Here is a 15,201-nt window from a genome sequence, read left to right on the forward strand (position 1 = left end):
CTCGTGTGCGTACGGTGGGCCCGGGCCCCGGGCCCGGTCACGGCGTCCCCGCCTTGAAGCGCAGCGGCAGGGCGCGCAGGGTGCGTTCGGCGACCGCCTCGGCCTCCTCCGGCCGTTCGGCGTGGGCGATCACCCCGGCCAGGACGTCGGCTCCCCCGCGGTAGGGCGGCACCACGGTGCCCGGCGACAGGTCAAGGCCCCAGAACACGTCGTACACGCCGGTCCGGCGGGCGACGTCCCGCGGGTCGCCGACCCACTCGACCACCCCGCCGTCCGCCGGCAGGAACCGCTGCACCACGGCGCGGCTGTGCCGGGGCCGGAGTTCCGCCAGGTCCAGCGGCCGGCCCAGCGCGAGGCGGACCACGTTGGGCAGCGGGTCCACGCCGGTCGCCAGCCGCATCACCTCGGTGGCGATACGGGCGCCCGTCAGCCGGCAGGTGATCTCCAGGAGGACCACCCGGCCGTCGTGCGTGCGCAGGATGTCGGTGTTGACCACCGCCGGGTCCAGGCGCAGGGCCGCGGCCCCGCGCCGTACGGTGTCGACGACCTCCGCGATCTGCTCGGCGGTCAGCCGGCTGGGCAGGGTGTCCCCGCCCTCGAAGAAGTGCGGGGCGAACTCCTCCTTGCGCCCGTACTCCCGGTCGGCGAACCCGAACGGGTGCAGCTCGCCGTCGACCATGAAGGCCGCCAGCGTGTGCTCGGTGCCCTCCAGGAACTCCTCGACCACGATCCGCCCGCCGGGACTCAGCCGCAGCGCCTCCTCCGCGAGCGGGCGGACCTGATCGGCCGTCTCCGCCTTCAGCACACCCAGCGAGCCGGTCTGGTCGCTGGGCTTGATGACCGCGGGCAGCCCGATGTCCGCCACGGCCCGCACCGCCTCGCCGACGCTCTCGGCGGTGGCGAACCGCGGCAGGTCGAGCCCGGCGGCGCGCAGGATCCGCAGCCGCCGGTCCTTCAGCGTGCAGTCCAGGGCCGTCTCCAGCGGCAGCCCCGGGCAGCCGAAGCGCCGTGCGAGGGTGCTGATCACCGGCGGGTTGTCCGCGCCCAGGGAGAACACCCCGTCGATCCGGTCGATGCCGGCCGCCGACAGCTGCGCGAGCACCGCCACGGCGTCGTTCGGATCGACGGCGAGCAGCACGTCCGCGGCGGCGCGGGCCCGGTCCGTCGGACGGTCGGTGGCCACCACCAGCTCCCACCGGGGCGAGCGCAGCTCCGTCAGGGAGCGGTCCATCCCGGAGCCCAGCCCGCAGACCAGGAGGCGGTCAGTCACGGCCGCCCCCCTCCCGGCCGGCGGCGGGCACGGCACCCAGGGAGATCACCTGGAACACCTCCGCGTGCCCAGAGCCGGACGACACCGCCCCGCGGTAGCGGGCCAGGCCGCGGATGCCCTCGTCCCACGCGGCGTGCCGCAGCTGGGAGGCGTAGGCGCGCATCGCCTCGACCTTCGTCTCGATCTGCCCGTCGATGTCCTCCGCGTACTGGAAGCGGGCCATCGGCGCCCACACCTCGTAGCCGAGCACCAGGCGGGGCGCCGGCATGGGGCGGCCGCCCGTCTCCTGGAAGAACTCCGACTGCGCCATCCACAGCGCCTCCACGGTCAGCCGGTGGACCATGCGGTGCTCGACGTCGTCGTCGTTGTCGTGCGGCAGGTACACCACCTGCGGCCGCACCTCCCGCAGGATCCGGACGAGGTCCAGGTGGACCCGGCGGGAGAGGGCGAAGTCCCGGGAGGGCTCCTCCAGGCGGATGCAGCGGTGCACGCCCAGGGCCTTGGCGGCGGCCTCCGTCTCGGCGGCGAACTCGGCGTCGGATACCGCGTCGTCCAGGGCGCTGCGCTCGCGGCCGATGACGATGACCACCGTCACCCGGGCGCCGTCGCGGACGTGCTTGGCGATGGACCCGCCGCAGCCGATGACGTCGTCGTCGGGGTGCGGCGCGACCACCAGGACGTCGCTCACCCCGGTCATGCGCCGGCCTCCGGGGCTTCCCCGGCCCAGCGCGCCCACTGACCGGTCAGCTCCACGGCCTCGGCGAACGGGGTGCGCGCCGTGAAGCCGAGGACCCGGCGGGCCTTGCCCGCGGCGGCGCGGGCCGTCGAGCGGTACAGCTCCAGCTCCCAGTCCGCCACCGGCTCACCCGCCGGGACCGCCGAGGGCCCGCCCAGGCCCCGCAGGGCGCGGACCGCGTCGAAGAAGGCGCCCCAGCGCAGCTCCTCGGCGTGGCCGACGAGGAACCGCTCGCCGGCGGCCGCCGCGCTGTCCACGGCCAGCAGCACGGCCTCGGCCAGGTCGTCGACGTACACGGCGTTGCACACGCCCCCGCCGCCCTCCGCGGGAAGCTGCGCGAAGTCGGACTCGGCACGCCGCAGTTGGGCGGTGGTCCACTGGCCGCCCCACGGGCCGTGGACGACGCCCGGCTGGATCACCACCGTCTCCAGCCCGTCGCCGTGCGCCTCCGTGACCAACTGCTCGGCGGCGAGCTTCTGCTGCTCGTACTCGCGGTCGGCCGGGTCGGCGCCCCGGGCGGGGGAGTCCTCGGTCAGGTCGCCCGAGACGGCGGGGTCGTAGACGTCGATCGTGCTCAGGTGCACCACGCGGCGCACCCCGGCGGCGCGCGCCGCGGCCAGCACGTTCGCCGTGCCCTCCACGGAGGCGGCCCATCGGCCGGCCTCGTCGCCGGAGCTGCCGAACGCGCAGTGGACCACGGTGTCGCAGCCCTCGAACGCCGCCCGCAGCGTGCCGGCCTCCAGCAGGTCGGCCTGGCGGAACTCCAGCCGGTCCTGCGGCAGGACCGACAGCCGCGCGGCCCGGCCGAAGCCGCGGACCACCGGCCGGACCCGGGCCCCGGTGCCGAGGACCAGCCGCTCGACCAGCCTGCCGCCGATGAACCCGCTCGCGCCCGTCACCGCCACCGTGCGGCCGGCGAGCGACGGACCCCCGGCGGCCCCGTCGCTGCCGCGGGTGGTCCACGGCTGGGCGGAGGCCGTGCGGGCCGGGCCGCCGTAGCACTCCTGGATCAGCTTCACGACGCGTACGCCGTCCTCGGCGCCCGAGTGCGCCGGGGCGGCGCCGCGCACGGCGGCGGCGAAGTTGGCCAGCTGCTCCGTGAAGAGCAGCTCCCACTCGTCCTGGGCCGGGGCGACGGCGTCCACGTCGCCGCGGTGCAGCTCCACCCCGTCCGCGGTGACCAGGGTGCACTCCCCGGCCGGGAAGTCGGTGCCGATGGTGGCGGTCGCCCGGGTGCCGGTGACCGTGCAGCTGATCCCGAGGTCGCGCAGCCGGCTGAAGTCGCACCGCACGTCGGTCGCGCCGAAGCGCAGGTCGGCGCGGGCGTCGGTCTCCACCCCGCCGAGGGAGTTGTCCTCGTAGCGGACCACCTCGACGTCGGGGCCGAGCCACCACAGCAGCGTGTCGAAGACGTGCGAGGCGGTGTCGGTGAGCACGCCGCCGCCGGCGAGCCGCCGGTCGAACATCGACCAGGAGACCGGCTCGTGGGCGTACGGGTGGCCCTCCGACCAGTCGACCCGCACCACCTCGCCGAGCTCGCCGCTGTCGATGAGCCGCTTGACCCAGGCGTAGGCGGGGAAGAGCCGCCGCGGATGGGCCATGGCGAGCACCGGCGCGCCCTCGGCGGCGGCGGTCGCGGCCAGCGCCTCGGCGTCCTCGACCGAGGTGGTCATCGGCTTCTCCAGCAGGACGTGCTTGCCGGCCGCCAGCAGCTCCCGCACGATCGGCGCGTGCAGGGTGTGCGGGGCGACGACCACGGCGGCGTCGAACGCGTCGGCAGCCTCCGCCGGATCGGCGGCGAGCACCACCCGGTCGGCGTCGGTGCCGCCCAGCTCCCGGTAGAGGGCCAGGGCGGCCTCGGCCTGGCGCGGGTCGCGGTCGACGAGCGCGGTCAGCTGGACGTCCCCCTTGAGCGGGGGCAGGGCGGGCAGGTGGCAGCCGCGGGCGGCGGCGCCGCACCCGACGATCGCGAGGCGTACGGGAGGCATGTGTGCTCCAGGGGTCGTGTGAGAAAGGGGAGGGGCGGGGGCGGGGCGGGCATACGGCCGCGCCCCGGTCACGGCGCGGGCGGTCCGGCGGGGTGGTGGACCCACACGTTGGGCTCGGCATACGTGCCGTGGCCGTCCGCGGTGACACGCAGCGGCACCAGGCCGCCGGGCAGCAGGTGGTCCCCGGGGCCGGGCAGCGGATGGCCGAGGAACTCCTCCCAGCGGGCCACGGGCTGGCGGATCACCAGGGACCGCTCTGCCGTGCCCAGCAGGACGGCGCCGAGTTCGAGGTGGGTGCGCAGCCACGGGTCGAAGCAGCGCCCGTCCGGCCGGACCCAGGCGGCGTACTCGCCGATCGGGACCAGCGGGTAGCGGTGCTTGCGGGTGGGCCGGACCGGGATGACCACCCCGCGGGGCGCGTCCTGTGCGGCCCGCCGCCGGACCTCGGCCAGCAGCCTTTCGGCGTGGCCCGCCGCCCGGTGGCCGGGGTGCACGGACACCGACAGCATGCACACGGTGTCCGGACGGTCCGGCGGGCCGTGGTCGACGGCCTCCACCAGGACCTCGTCGCTGCCGGACGGCAGCGACGAGGTGCTGCCGTCCCAGCGGACCGGCAGCCCGTTGGCCGCCGCGACCAGGTTGCCGTCGCCGTCCACCAGGCACAGCTGGTGGGCGGGGTAGCGCTCGTACATGCCGTGCCAGCGCCAGTTCCCGGGGGACTCCCAGCCCATGAACGCGGGCATGTTGGCGGCGATCAGGTCGTCCACCGCGGGCAGCAGCCACGGATCCCGGGACAGGTCGGTGAGGGTCGGGGACACCGGCGCGTCAGCCCAGCAGCCGGGTCCGGGCCGTGGCCCGCATCTCGCGGGAGCGCCGCAGGTCGGACGTCACGCACACCCGCTTCAGCCAGCGGTCGGTGCCGTCGTAGCGGGCCTGGAAGGGCAGCCGGCCGTGCACCGCGCGGTGGTTGTCGATGAACAGCACGTCGCCCTGGTCCGCGACGACCTCCCGCATCCCGGCGTCCACCACCTTGAACAGCGCCTCGTAGGCCCGGCGCGCCTCCGTGTCGTCCTCCGGCACGGAGGTGAAGTACGGGTCGAGGCGCATGTACGGGTCCACGCGCGAGCCGTAGAGGAGCGGGCCGAGCGGCCGCTCGTCGATCATCCGCTGGATGGTGGCGAACCGGGCCGCCTCCTCCTCGGACGCGATCGTGTTGTTCTTCGGCAGGTGCGACTCGTCGGGGGCGATGTAGTAGCGCGGCTCGAAGAGGATGTCGATGTCCTCGGCGGACAGCGACGACAGGTCCAGCTCGCCCACCGTCGTGGGCACGTTGTCGGGATTGCGCAGCGCGCCGAGGATCAGGTAGTCGCTGCGGTAGGGGTGGAAGGCGTCCTCCGTGTGCCAGGTCAGCAGCTCCTTGCTGCCCATCCCGAGCTGGTCGTTCTCGTGCTGGCGGATCGGGAAGATGTCGTGCACGAGGTGGCCGTCCTGCTGCGTGGCCCACCCGAAGGGCTCCCCGAGCAGCGCCGAGTACAGCATGAGCAGCAGCTCCTCGGGGAACTCCGGGCCGGGCCGGCCTCGGCCGCGCCAGTGGTCGGGAGTGGGGCCGATGCGCTGCTGGTCGAAGTCGTGCCCGCGGATCACGGTGTGGCCGTGCCGGTCGGCCAGCTTGAACTCGCGCAGGAAGTCCTGCACGCCCTCGGGCAGCCGGGCCGCGAGCCGCGGCAGTTCGTGCAGCAGGACGGGGTCGCCGAAGGACGGGTACGAGGCGGCCAGTTCGAGGCTGAGCTCCGCGATGGCGGAGGCCTCGTCGGCCGTCAGGGTGTAGCCGGGCGTGGACGGGTCGGTGAGGTTCGACATGCCAACTCTCGCTGAGTGGTCGGGGATGGTTGCTGCCCGCGTACGGCCGGAGCCGGCACGGCGGGCCCTCGGGTGGTGCGGTGGTGCGGTGGTGCGGTGTCGGACGGGGCGGTCAGCGCCGGGAGGCCCGGCGCTCGGCGAGCGCTCCGGCGAGCAGCCGGGGCGTCGGCGAGGCGAAGAGGGCGCTCGCCCGCAGTCCGGCGGCGGCCGGGTCCGACTCGCGCAGCCGCGCCAGCAGGCGCATGGCGAGCAGCGACTGGCCGCCGTGGTCGAAGAAGTTGTCGTCGGGGCCGAGCGCGGGAGCGCCCAGGACCTCGCGGAAGAGGGCGAGTACGGACTCCAGGGGCTCCAGGGGATCCCGCGAGGTGTCCGCGGCCCGGTCCGGGACCGGCCCCCCGGCCGGAGGGCCGGCCTGGGCCGCCGCCCAGGCGGACAGCAGGCGCTTGTCCACCTTGCCGTGCGGGTTCTTCGGCAGGACCGCCACCCGGTGGAGCACGCGCGGGACCGCCCAGTCCGGCAGCTGCGCCTCCAGCGGCGCCACGAGCGCGTCCCGGTCGCCGCCCGTCAGCCGTACGGCCTCGCCGGGCAGCGGCGCGGCCGCCGGGTCCGCCGGCACGGTGAAGGCCCACAGGGCGGTTCCGGACGCCGGGTCGGGGAAGACCACCGCCTGGTCCACCCCGGGCAGCTCGCACAGGGCGCGCTCCACCCGGGCCGGCTCCAGCCGGTGCCCGCGGATCTTGACCTGGTCGTCGACCCGGCCGAGGAAGACCAGCTGCCCGTCGGCGTCGATCCGCCCCAGGTCGCCCGTGGCGTACAGCCGGGCGCCGGGCTCGGCGGCGTACGGGTCGGCGACGAAGCGGCGGGCCGTGGCGGCCTCGTCGTCGAGGAAGCCGCGGGCCAGCAGCGGGCCGCCGATGTGGATCTCCCCGGTCTCGCCGTCCGGCACCGGGCGGCCGCCCTGCCGGATGCTGATCTCCACGTCCCGCAGGGGCGTGCCCAGCGGCACCTCCTCGGCGTCGGACGGCAGCAGCCCGGTGTAGAAGGTGGAGCTGACGGTGCATTCGGTCAGCCCGTAGACATGGGCGAGGGCGGCCGGCTGCCGTGCCTGCCACGCGCGGTAGGGATGCGGGTCCATCCGCTCGCCGCCCACCACCACCGTGCGCAGCCCCGCCGGGGTGGTCGTGCCGCGTGCGGCGAGCCAGCGGGCGTACTCCAGCCAGTACTGGGTGGACAGCTCGACCACGGTGGTTCGGGTCCGGCCCAGGGCGGCGTGCAGCTCCTCGGCGTCCAGGGCGCGGGTGTCCTTGCGGCACACCACGGCCGCACCGGCGGCGAACGCCGGGAACACCTCCTCGATCAGCACGTCGAAGCCCAGCGACGCCACCTGGAGCCAGCGGTCGTGCGGCGTCAGCGCGAGCCGCTCGGCGACCGCCGAGGCGAACCGGCGCAGGGCGTCCCGCTCGACCACCGTGCCCTTGGGCCGGCCGGTCGACCCGGAGGTGAACAGCACGTACGCCACGTCGGACCCGGCGGCCGCCCGTACCGGCCGCGCCGCGTCCAACGCCGCCGCTGCCGCTGTGCCGCCGCCGGTGTCCGGACCGGCCGGCGCGTACGCCCCCTCGGGTGCGTGCGCTCCGTCGCCCAGCCACACCGCGGCCGCCGTGCGGTCCACCAGTGCCGCGCGGGCCGCGGGCGGCAGCCGGTCGTCGAGTACGGTGAACCCCGCCCCGGCCTTGAGCGCCGCCAGCATGCCGAGCACGGTGCGGGCGGGGTCGCCGAAGGCCAGGCCCACCAGCTTCCCCGGCCCGGCCCCGCGCGCCGCGAGTCCGGCCGCCCAGCCGTCGGTGAGCCGGTCCGCGTCCTGGTAGGACAGCTCCCGGTGCGGGGTCACGAGCGCGGGCCGGGCGGCGTGGTCGCGCACCGAGCGGTCCCACAGGTCGAGCACGTCGGGTGCGGCCGCGCCGGGTCCGGCCGCACCGGGTGCGGCCACGGCGGTCACCTGCCGCCCCCGCGGGAGCGCAGGAACTCCGACAGCCCGGCGAGCCCGGCCCGGAAGCCCTCCCGGGGGCCGCCGAAGCCGAGCCGGGCGCCGTGCGGCGCGCCGAAGGCCGTACCGGGCACGAGCAGGGTGCGGTGGCGGGCGAGCAGTTCCAGGCAGAACCGCTCCACCGCCTCCGGGCCCGCCGCCGCCCGCTCCAGCTCGCGGAAGACCGGCAGTGCGCACACACCGCCCTCCGGCGGGGTCCAGCGGACCAGGTCCTCGTGCCCGGCCATCCACTGCGTCAGGTATGCGAGGTTGCTCCGGGCCTCGGCCGCCCGCGTGCCGATCAGCTCGTCGGCGTGCCGCATGGCCCGCTCCGCGACCAGCTCGACCAGCGGCGAGAGGAACAGCGTGGTCCGGTCGCGCAGCGGGAAGGTAGCCGTGATCAGCTCCTTCGGCGCTACGGCCCAGCCCACCCGGAGGCCCGGCAGTCCGAAGGTCTTGGAGAAGGTGCCGTAGGACACCGTGTCGCCGCCGTCGGCCCCCGGGTCGGCGAGCACCTCCCAGCGGTGGGCGATCTCGGCGGTGGCGGCGTCCCACACCAGCACGGCGCCGGCCTGCGCGGTCTGCTCCCGCAGGGCCTTCAGACCCTGCGGGGACAGCGTGGCGCCGGTCGGGTTGTGCGGGAAGTTGACGATCACGGCCGCGGTGCCGGGCGTGACCAGGTCGGCCAGCACGTCGGGGTCGATCTCCCCGTCCTGCACGGCCCGGGCGGGCAGTTCGGCCACCTCGCAGCCGGCCGCCCGGGGGTAGTGGCCCAGCGAGTGGTAGATGCCCTGCTGGACGACGACCCGGTCTCCCGGGTGCAGCAGGGTGCCCAGCGTCAGCGCGATGGCCTCGCTGGAGCCGTGGGTGACCAGCACCCGGTCGGCGTCGCCGCCGGCGTAGCGGTCGGCGATGGCCTGGCGGATGCCGGCACCGCCCTGGGAGACGCTGTCGTCCATGACGATCCGGTCGAGGTCCGCGGCCGGGATCCGGCAGACGTCGCGTATCTCGGCGAAGGTGTACGGGTGGACCCCGCTGGAGCTGATGTCGTGGATGTCGGGGCCGAGGTGCCTGCGGTACCACTCCTCCAGTACCGGAGGGTCTTCACGCCGCGGACGGAGACTGCTCATGGCTGTGCAACTGTCCCTTCTCTACCCCTGACGGGTTTCCCGCCACCACCGCTGCCCGGAGAGCGGGAGCGTGTCGATGGGGTCGTAGTAGTGGTACGAACCGCTGTGGGCGTCCGGATCCGCCGCCTCCAGCGGGGTGAGATAGCTCTTGCTCCAGTGCGACACCCCGAGGTCGCGGTCGTAGGAGTCGGCCTGGTCCACCCACCGCTTGCCGGCCATCGGCACGTCGCACACGATGCGCGGGGTGGCGAACCCCGGGAGGTAGCCCATGATCTGGCGCTGGATCGCCTGCGCCCGGTGCAGCGGCACCCGCCAGTGCTCGGCGTTCGGGATCATGTCGCACATGTAGAAGTAGTACGGAGTGATGCCGGCGTGGTCGGCGAGCGCGAAGCACAGGTCGAGCAGGTCGTGCGCGCTGTCGTTGACCCCGCGCATCAGCACGCCCTGGTTGCGGACGTCGTGCAGACCGGCGCCCAGCAGCGCCCAGGCCGCCTGCGCCACCCCGGGCGTCACCTGCTGGGCCGCGTTGGCGTGGGTGTGCAGCGCGATCCGCACGCCGCGCGAGCGCGCCTTGCGGGCGATGCGCTCCACCCCGTCGAGCACGGGGCCGGAGCTCCAGTGCTGGGGCAGTCCGATCAGGCCCTTGCTGGCGAGGCGGATGTCGCGGATCGAGTCGATGTCCAACAGGCCGTCCACGAAGCGTTCCAGCCGCGGCCAGGGCAGGTTGGCCAGGTCGCCGCCGGAGACCACCACGTCCCGGATGCCGGGTGAGGAGCGCAGGTGCTCCAGGATCCGCTCGGCCCGGTCGACGGGCTTGAGCTGGAGCCTGTTCTTGGTGACCTGGGGTGTGGAGTTGCCCACCAGGTCCATCCGGGTGCAGTGCCCGCAGTACTGGGGGCAGGTCGAGAGCAGTTCCGCCAGCACCTTGGTGGGGTAGCGGTGGGTGAGCCCCTCGACCACCCACATGTCCTGTTCGTGCAGCGAGTCCCTGCTGGCCATCGGGTGCGAGGGCCAGTACGGGTGCCGGTCGGAGAACACCGGCAGCATGTAGCGGCGCACCGGGTCGTCGTAGAACGCCTTGGTCAGTTCGCCGGGGCGGGCTGCGGCCGCCTCCGGGGCCATGGTGTTGAGCATCTGGGGCGGCAGCAGCACCGACATGGTCGCGCGGTGCTTCCGGTCCTGCTCCCAGTCCTCGTAGAACTCCTCGTCGAGCAGGTCGCCGACGACGGCGCGCATTCCCTTCGCGTCCTTGACGCAGTGGGCGCGCTGCCACTGCGGGTCCGCCCACTGGGCTTCGGTGACATCCCGCCATCCGGGGAAGCGGCGCCAGTCCGGTTCCACGAGCGGGGTGCTCCGGTACGTGTAGACGCCTTCGATTGCCGCTGTTTCCGTCTGGCTGCGTGCTGTGTCCACCAACCCGCCACCCATTCCCGTCGCTTTCGGCCGTATCGCCTGACGGCAACTGATCTTGCAGAGCCCCGGGGTTGTACACGAGGGCCGGTTGTACGGGGCGCAAGGGATGTTCGGCCCTGTACAACAGGCCGCCGAAGGCGGATGGTTGTACGGGGCACCGGACAGCGTCGCCTCCATGCGGCGCAACGCCGCGTGCCGGGAAGCGGAACCCGCGGGGAACGCGTCCGGACGCCCGGCCCGGCGGGCCGGTTAGGTCAGCCTTATTCGGACGATCCGGCCGTCTGATGGCCGGATTTCTCGGCTGCCGATTGATCGATATGTCAGTGGCATGTACCAATGTCCGACAGGTCCCGGTGCGGAGGTCCCCCTGTGTCATGGGGGCCTCGCAACCGGTCGTCACGCCCGTGCGTCCGCCGGCCATCCGGTTGTACGGCGAGACGAGAACCCGCGCTTCGCTCACACCATCCATCACCAGGGGAGAAGCATGCCCAGGCCAGAGCGGTTGTTGGACCCCATGGCAGGACCACTGGAGGAGTTCGCCCACGAACTGCGCGGTCTGCGCAGGCAGGCGGGGAACCCCTCGTACCGGACGATGGCGAAGCACGCCCACTACTCGGTGGCCACCCTCGCCGAGGCGGCCCGCGGACTGCACAAGCCCTCCTTGAAGGTGACGCTCGCCTACGTGGCGGCGTGCGGCGGAGACCCGGAGCCCTGGATCCGCCGCTGGAACCGCCTCAGCAGCGAACTCGCGGAACGCGAAGGGCCCTCCCGCGGCCGGTCGGGATCCGCCTCCGCCGGCCTGGCGCCCGCCCGGCCGGACGCCCGCCGCGGCCCCCTGCACGGCGAACCGGCCGCCGCTGCCCGGACAGCCCCCGCGGCCCGGGTTGCCGCTCCCCGGACCGCCTCCGCCTCCCTCCAGGCGGCGGTCCTCCGGCAGCCCGCGCCGCCCTCGGCCGGGCCCCGCTCCGCCGGTTCCCGCAAGGCCGGAGCCACCCGCCCCGCCGCCCCGGCCGGCGCCGCCGCGCGCCGCCCCGCCGCGGACGCGCTGACCGCCGGCGAACGGGCGGAACTGCGCCGGCTGCGCAGCGAGGTCGAGGAACTGCGGCACGCCAACGCGGTGCTGAAGGAGGCGTCCGCGATCTTCGCCGCGGATCTCCGCACAAAGTCCCAGGTCGTGTACAACCCGGCGGACCGACAAGATCCGTTGCCGTGACCGGACGCCGAGCGCCCCGACGGGCCCGAGGCGGAACCGGAGGATCCCGACCGACCTTTGGGGACTGACCATGCGTGTGCTCGGAGTCAACGGCTGGCCCGGTGCCAGCCACGACGGTGCCGCCTGCCTCGTCGTGGACGGCGACGTCATCGCCCTGGCCGAGGAGGAACGCTTCACCCGCCACAAGCACGCCTACGGGGAAGCACCCCTCAACGCCGCGGCCTACTGCCTCGCCGAGGGCGGTCTCACCCTGGACGACATCGACGTGGTCGCCCACGGGTGGGACCTGCCCGCCCTCTTCGCCGACCGGGGCCTGGACTGGTTCGACAGCGACGCCGAGGCCCTCGAACACCTGCTGCCGAAGAAGCTGTTCCCGCGCAGCAGCGACCCCCGGCTGACCTTCGTCGGCCACCACACCGCCCACGCGGCCAGCGCCTACCTCCTCTCCGGCCGCGACCGCGGCGCGATCCTCGTCCTCGACGGACAGGGCGAGAACGAGAGCACCACCCTCGCCGTCGGCATCGACGGCGAGATCAAGACACTGCGCGCGCACACCCCCGGCTGGTCGCTGGGCTACTTCTACGCCGCCGTCTGCGCGTACGCCGGCCTCGGCGCCGACAACGCCGGCAAGATGATGGGCCTGGCCTCCTACGGCACCCCCGGCGACCTCACCTTCGGCGGCGCCTTCGCCTTCACCGACGAGGACTTCACCATCGGCGTGGTCCCGCCCGACCTGCGCTCCACGGGCAGCACCGACGAGGAGACGGCCACCATCCGGCACTGGCTGGAACACCTGGAGAAGGCCCTCCCGGACGCCCCCAACCGCAGCACGCGCCGCTTCGACCCCGCCACCGGCCGCTTCGCCAAGGCCACCGCCCGGGACCCCTTCGAGTACCGCGACGTCGCCGCCACGGCCCAGGCCGCCCTGGAGCGGGCCGTCATGGGCCTGGTCCGGGGCCTGCTCCGGGAGACCGGCGAGACCACGCTGATGATCGCCGGCGGGGTCGGGTTCAACGCCACCCTCAACGGCAAGATCATGCGGATGCCGGAGGTCCGGGACCTCTTCGTCCAGCCCCTGGCCGGCGACCAGGGCGTCTCGCTCGGCGCCGCGGTCTGGGCCGCCGCCCAGGAGGGCGACCGGATCAAGCCCATGAACGGCTCCGTCGCCTGGGGCCCGCAGTGGTCCCCGGACCGGATCCGGCACGTGCTCGACGCCTCCGGCACCGCCTACACCGAGCCCTCGGACATCGCCGCAGCCACCGCCGGGGTGCTGGCCGCCGGCGGGGTCTCCGGCTGGTTCCAGGGCCGGGCGGAGGGCGGCCCCCGCGCCCTGGGCCACCGCAGCCTCGTCGCCGTACCCGACCCCGAGTCCACCCGCGACCGCGTCAACGTCCGGATCAAGGACCGCGAGGCGTGGCGCCCGTTCGCCCCGAGCATGCAGGAGGAGGCCGCCGAAGCCCTCATCGGCACCGCCACCCCGCTGCCGTACATGATCGTCACCACCCCGGTGACCGAGGCCGGGGCCGCGGCCATGCCGGCCGTCGTCCACAGCGACCGCACCACCCGCCCCCAGACCGTCTCCGCCGCGGTCGACCCGCTCTACCACCGCCTCATCGGCGAGGTCGGCCGCCACACCGGCACCGCGGTCATCATGAACACCTCCTTCAACGGCCGTGACGAACCGGTCGTGTGCAGCCCCGCCGACGCGCTCGCCACCTTCCACCGGCTGCCCCTGGACGCCCTCGCCCTCGGCCCGTTCCTCGTCCGCCGCCCCGCCGGATCCCTGCGGGAGGCCGGCGCGTGACCACCCCCGTACGGCCGGCGGACCCCGAAGCCGCCCCCGCCCCGCACCCGCGACCGCCGGCCGGCCCGGACGGCGCGGCCGGCCCGGACGCCCCGACCGCGGCGCACGTGTACGACCGCCTCGCCGACTGGCTCGCCGAAGCGGTCCTCACCCCCGACGCCGACCTCACCGCCCCCCTGCGCGACCTCGGCGTGGACTCCCTCGACCTGATCCGCACCGCCCGCCGCATCGAAGCCGGCTTCGGCGTACAGGTACAGCTGCGCGAACTGTCCGCCCCCGACCTGACCGCCGCCCGCCTCGCCGAGCTCGTCGCCGACCGGGCCGCCCGGCGCGGCAGCGCCGAGGCCACCCCGCCCGGCACCGCCCAGGGCCCCGTCGTCCTCACCCCCGCCCAGGAACAGGCCTGGGAGGAGCAGACGGGCGAACGCGGCCACTGGAACCAGGCCCTGCTGTTCACCACCCGGACGGGCATCGACCCGGAGCTGTTCGCCGAGGCCGTCCGCCGGCTCGTCGCCGGCCACGCCTCGCTGCGCCTGGCCGTCGAGGACCGCCCCGCCCGCCGGCCCCGGCAGACCGCCGCCGCCCTGGCCACCGACGGCCCGCCGGAGGCGGCCCTCGGCCCGGTGCTCGACACCGTCGACGTCAGCGAAGTCGCCGACGCGGACCTGTCGGCCGCGATCACCCTGCGGTGCGCGGTGGAACAGCGCTCCCTCGACCCCGCAGCCGGCCGCACGGCCCGTTTCGTCCGCTTCGACGCCGGCCCCTCCCGCCCCGGCCGGCTGCTGATCACCATCCACCAGATGGCCGTCGACATGGTCTCCTGGTCCGTGCTCCTCGCCGACCTGGAGGAGGTGTACACGGCGCTGGAGGCGGGCCGGCACGACGTGTGGCCGACCGAGGGCACCTCCTACCCCGAGTGGGCCCGGGCCCTCGCCGCCCACGCCCGCACCCCCGAGGCGGAGGAGCAGGCCGAGTGGTGGACGGAGGTGGCCCGCACCCCCGCAACCCTGCCGCCGGACCACCCGGTCGCCGACCCGCGGGCGGCCAACACCGCCGCCACCGCCGCCACCCACCGCGAGGAGTTCCCCGAGGAGCTCACCGCCCGCCTCCGCGCGGCGGCCCGCACCCACCGGGCCCACCCCGGCGACCTCGTCCTGCACGCCCTCGGCGAGGTGCTCGCCGAACGGCTCGGCGAGCCGGCGGTCCGCCTGGACGTCCTGCGCCACGGCCGGGAGGAGAGCGTGGGGGACACCCGCCTGTCCCGCACCACCGGCTGGTTCACCACCACCGTCCCGGTCCGCCTGGACCTCGCCCCCGGCACCCCCGCCGAACGCCTGGCCCGGACCGTCGGCCACCTCGCTGCACTCCCCGGCGGCGGCGTCGGCCACGGCGCGCTCGCCCGGCACGGCCGGCCGCGGATCGCCGCCGCCCTGCGCGCCGCCCCGCCCAGCGACGTCTCCTTCGACTTCGAGGGCGACGACGCCGACACCCTGCCGCTGGGCACCCTCCTGCCGGACGCGGCCCCGGAACCGGTCGGCGACATCACCTCCGGGCACTGGACGCGCCCGCACCCGATCGAGGTGATCGCCACCACCGAGGACGACACCCTGCGCGTCGAGTGGTGGTACTCCACCGCCCTGCACGAGGAGGCGACCGTACGCGCGCTGGCCACCCGCCACCGCGCCGCCCTCACCGCCCTCCTCGACGCCCTGGCCGGCCCCGGCGCGCCCGTGGCCCCCACCCGCTGAACGCCCGACGGAC

At 75.0% G+C, this 15,201-nt stretch carries 11 protein-coding genes; 3 read left to right on the plus strand and 8 right to left on the minus strand.

Annotated features, from left to right (window positions below; all coding sequences use genetic code 11):
- Positions 1 to 37: 37 nt before the first annotated feature.
- The 8 genes from C0216_RS32760 to C0216_RS32795 all read right to left on the minus strand — a co-directional run bounded on the left by C0216_RS32760 (position 38) and on the right by C0216_RS32795 (position 10,438).
- On the minus strand, positions 38 to 1,270 hold the full coding sequence (locus C0216_RS32760; protein ID WP_114059505.1) for an ATP-grasp domain-containing protein: 1,233 nt from the start codon (positions 1,268 to 1,270) through the stop codon (positions 38 to 40).
- Positions 1,263 to 1,967, minus strand: coding sequence for a PIG-L deacetylase family protein (locus C0216_RS32765; protein WP_114059506.1), 705 nt, complete (start codon positions 1,965 to 1,967; stop codon positions 1,263 to 1,265). The genes C0216_RS32760 and C0216_RS32765 overlap by 8 nt, the downstream gene beginning before the upstream one ends.
- Positions 1,964 to 3,994, minus strand: a complete 2,031-nt coding sequence (locus C0216_RS32770) for an NAD-dependent epimerase/dehydratase family protein (RefSeq protein ID WP_114059406.1) — start codon at positions 3,992 to 3,994, stop codon at positions 1,964 to 1,966. The genes C0216_RS32765 and C0216_RS32770 overlap by 4 nt, the downstream gene beginning before the upstream one ends.
- Positions 3,995 to 4,062: 68 nt before the next feature.
- Positions 4,063 to 4,812, minus strand: coding sequence for a hypothetical protein (locus C0216_RS32775; RefSeq protein ID WP_114059407.1), 750 nt, complete (start codon positions 4,810 to 4,812; stop codon positions 4,063 to 4,065).
- A 7-nt stretch (positions 4,813 to 4,819) separates the two neighbouring features.
- Positions 4,820 to 5,854 carry an arginine beta-hydroxylase, Fe(II)/alpha-ketoglutarate-dependent gene (gene vioC, locus C0216_RS32780; RefSeq protein WP_114059408.1) on the minus strand — a complete coding sequence of 345 codons (1,035 nt, stop codon included), beginning with the start codon at positions 5,852 to 5,854 and terminating at the stop codon, positions 4,820 to 4,822.
- A 112-nt stretch (positions 5,855 to 5,966) separates the two neighbouring features.
- Complete coding sequence (locus C0216_RS32785; protein WP_114059507.1) at positions 5,967 to 7,844, minus strand: amino acid adenylation domain-containing protein; 1,878 nt, start codon at positions 7,842 to 7,844, stop codon at positions 5,967 to 5,969.
- A 5-nt stretch (positions 7,845 to 7,849) separates the two neighbouring features.
- On the minus strand, positions 7,850 to 9,010 hold the full coding sequence (gene vioD, locus C0216_RS32790; protein WP_114059409.1) for a capreomycidine synthase: 1,161 nt from the start codon (positions 9,008 to 9,010) through the stop codon (positions 7,850 to 7,852).
- Between the two features lie 21 nt (positions 9,011 to 9,031).
- Positions 9,032 to 10,438 (minus strand): KamA family radical SAM protein, encoded by a 1,407-nt coding sequence (locus C0216_RS32795; protein ID WP_428985505.1) that lies wholly within the window; start codon positions 10,436 to 10,438, stop codon positions 9,032 to 9,034.
- Positions 10,439 to 10,937: 499 nt separating this feature from the next.
- On the opposite strand from C0216_RS32795, the gene C0216_RS32800 reads away from it, so the two are divergent.
- From C0216_RS32800 to C0216_RS32810, 3 genes are all read left to right on the plus strand, one after another.
- A complete protein-coding gene (locus C0216_RS32800; protein WP_246043026.1) occupies positions 10,938 to 11,636 on the plus strand; it encodes an XRE family transcriptional regulator in 699 nt (232 codons plus the stop codon).
- A 70-nt stretch (positions 11,637 to 11,706) separates the two neighbouring features.
- The gene (locus tag C0216_RS32805) at positions 11,707 to 13,440 is read left to right on the plus strand and encodes a carbamoyltransferase family protein (RefSeq protein WP_114059412.1); all 1,734 of its coding nucleotides are present in this window, start codon (positions 11,707 to 11,709) and stop codon (positions 13,438 to 13,440) included.
- Positions 13,437 to 15,188 carry a condensation domain-containing protein gene (locus C0216_RS32810; protein WP_114059413.1) on the plus strand — a complete coding sequence of 584 codons (1,752 nt, stop codon included), beginning with the start codon at positions 13,437 to 13,439 and terminating at the stop codon, positions 15,186 to 15,188. Before C0216_RS32805 ends, C0216_RS32810 begins: the two co-directional genes overlap by 4 nt.
- Positions 15,189 to 15,201 lie beyond the last annotated feature (13 nt).

The sequence above is a fragment of the Streptomyces globosus genome, assembly GCF_003325375.1.
In the GTDB taxonomy this organism is placed as follows: Bacteria; Actinomycetota; Actinomycetes; order Streptomycetales; family Streptomycetaceae; genus Streptomyces; species Streptomyces globosus_A.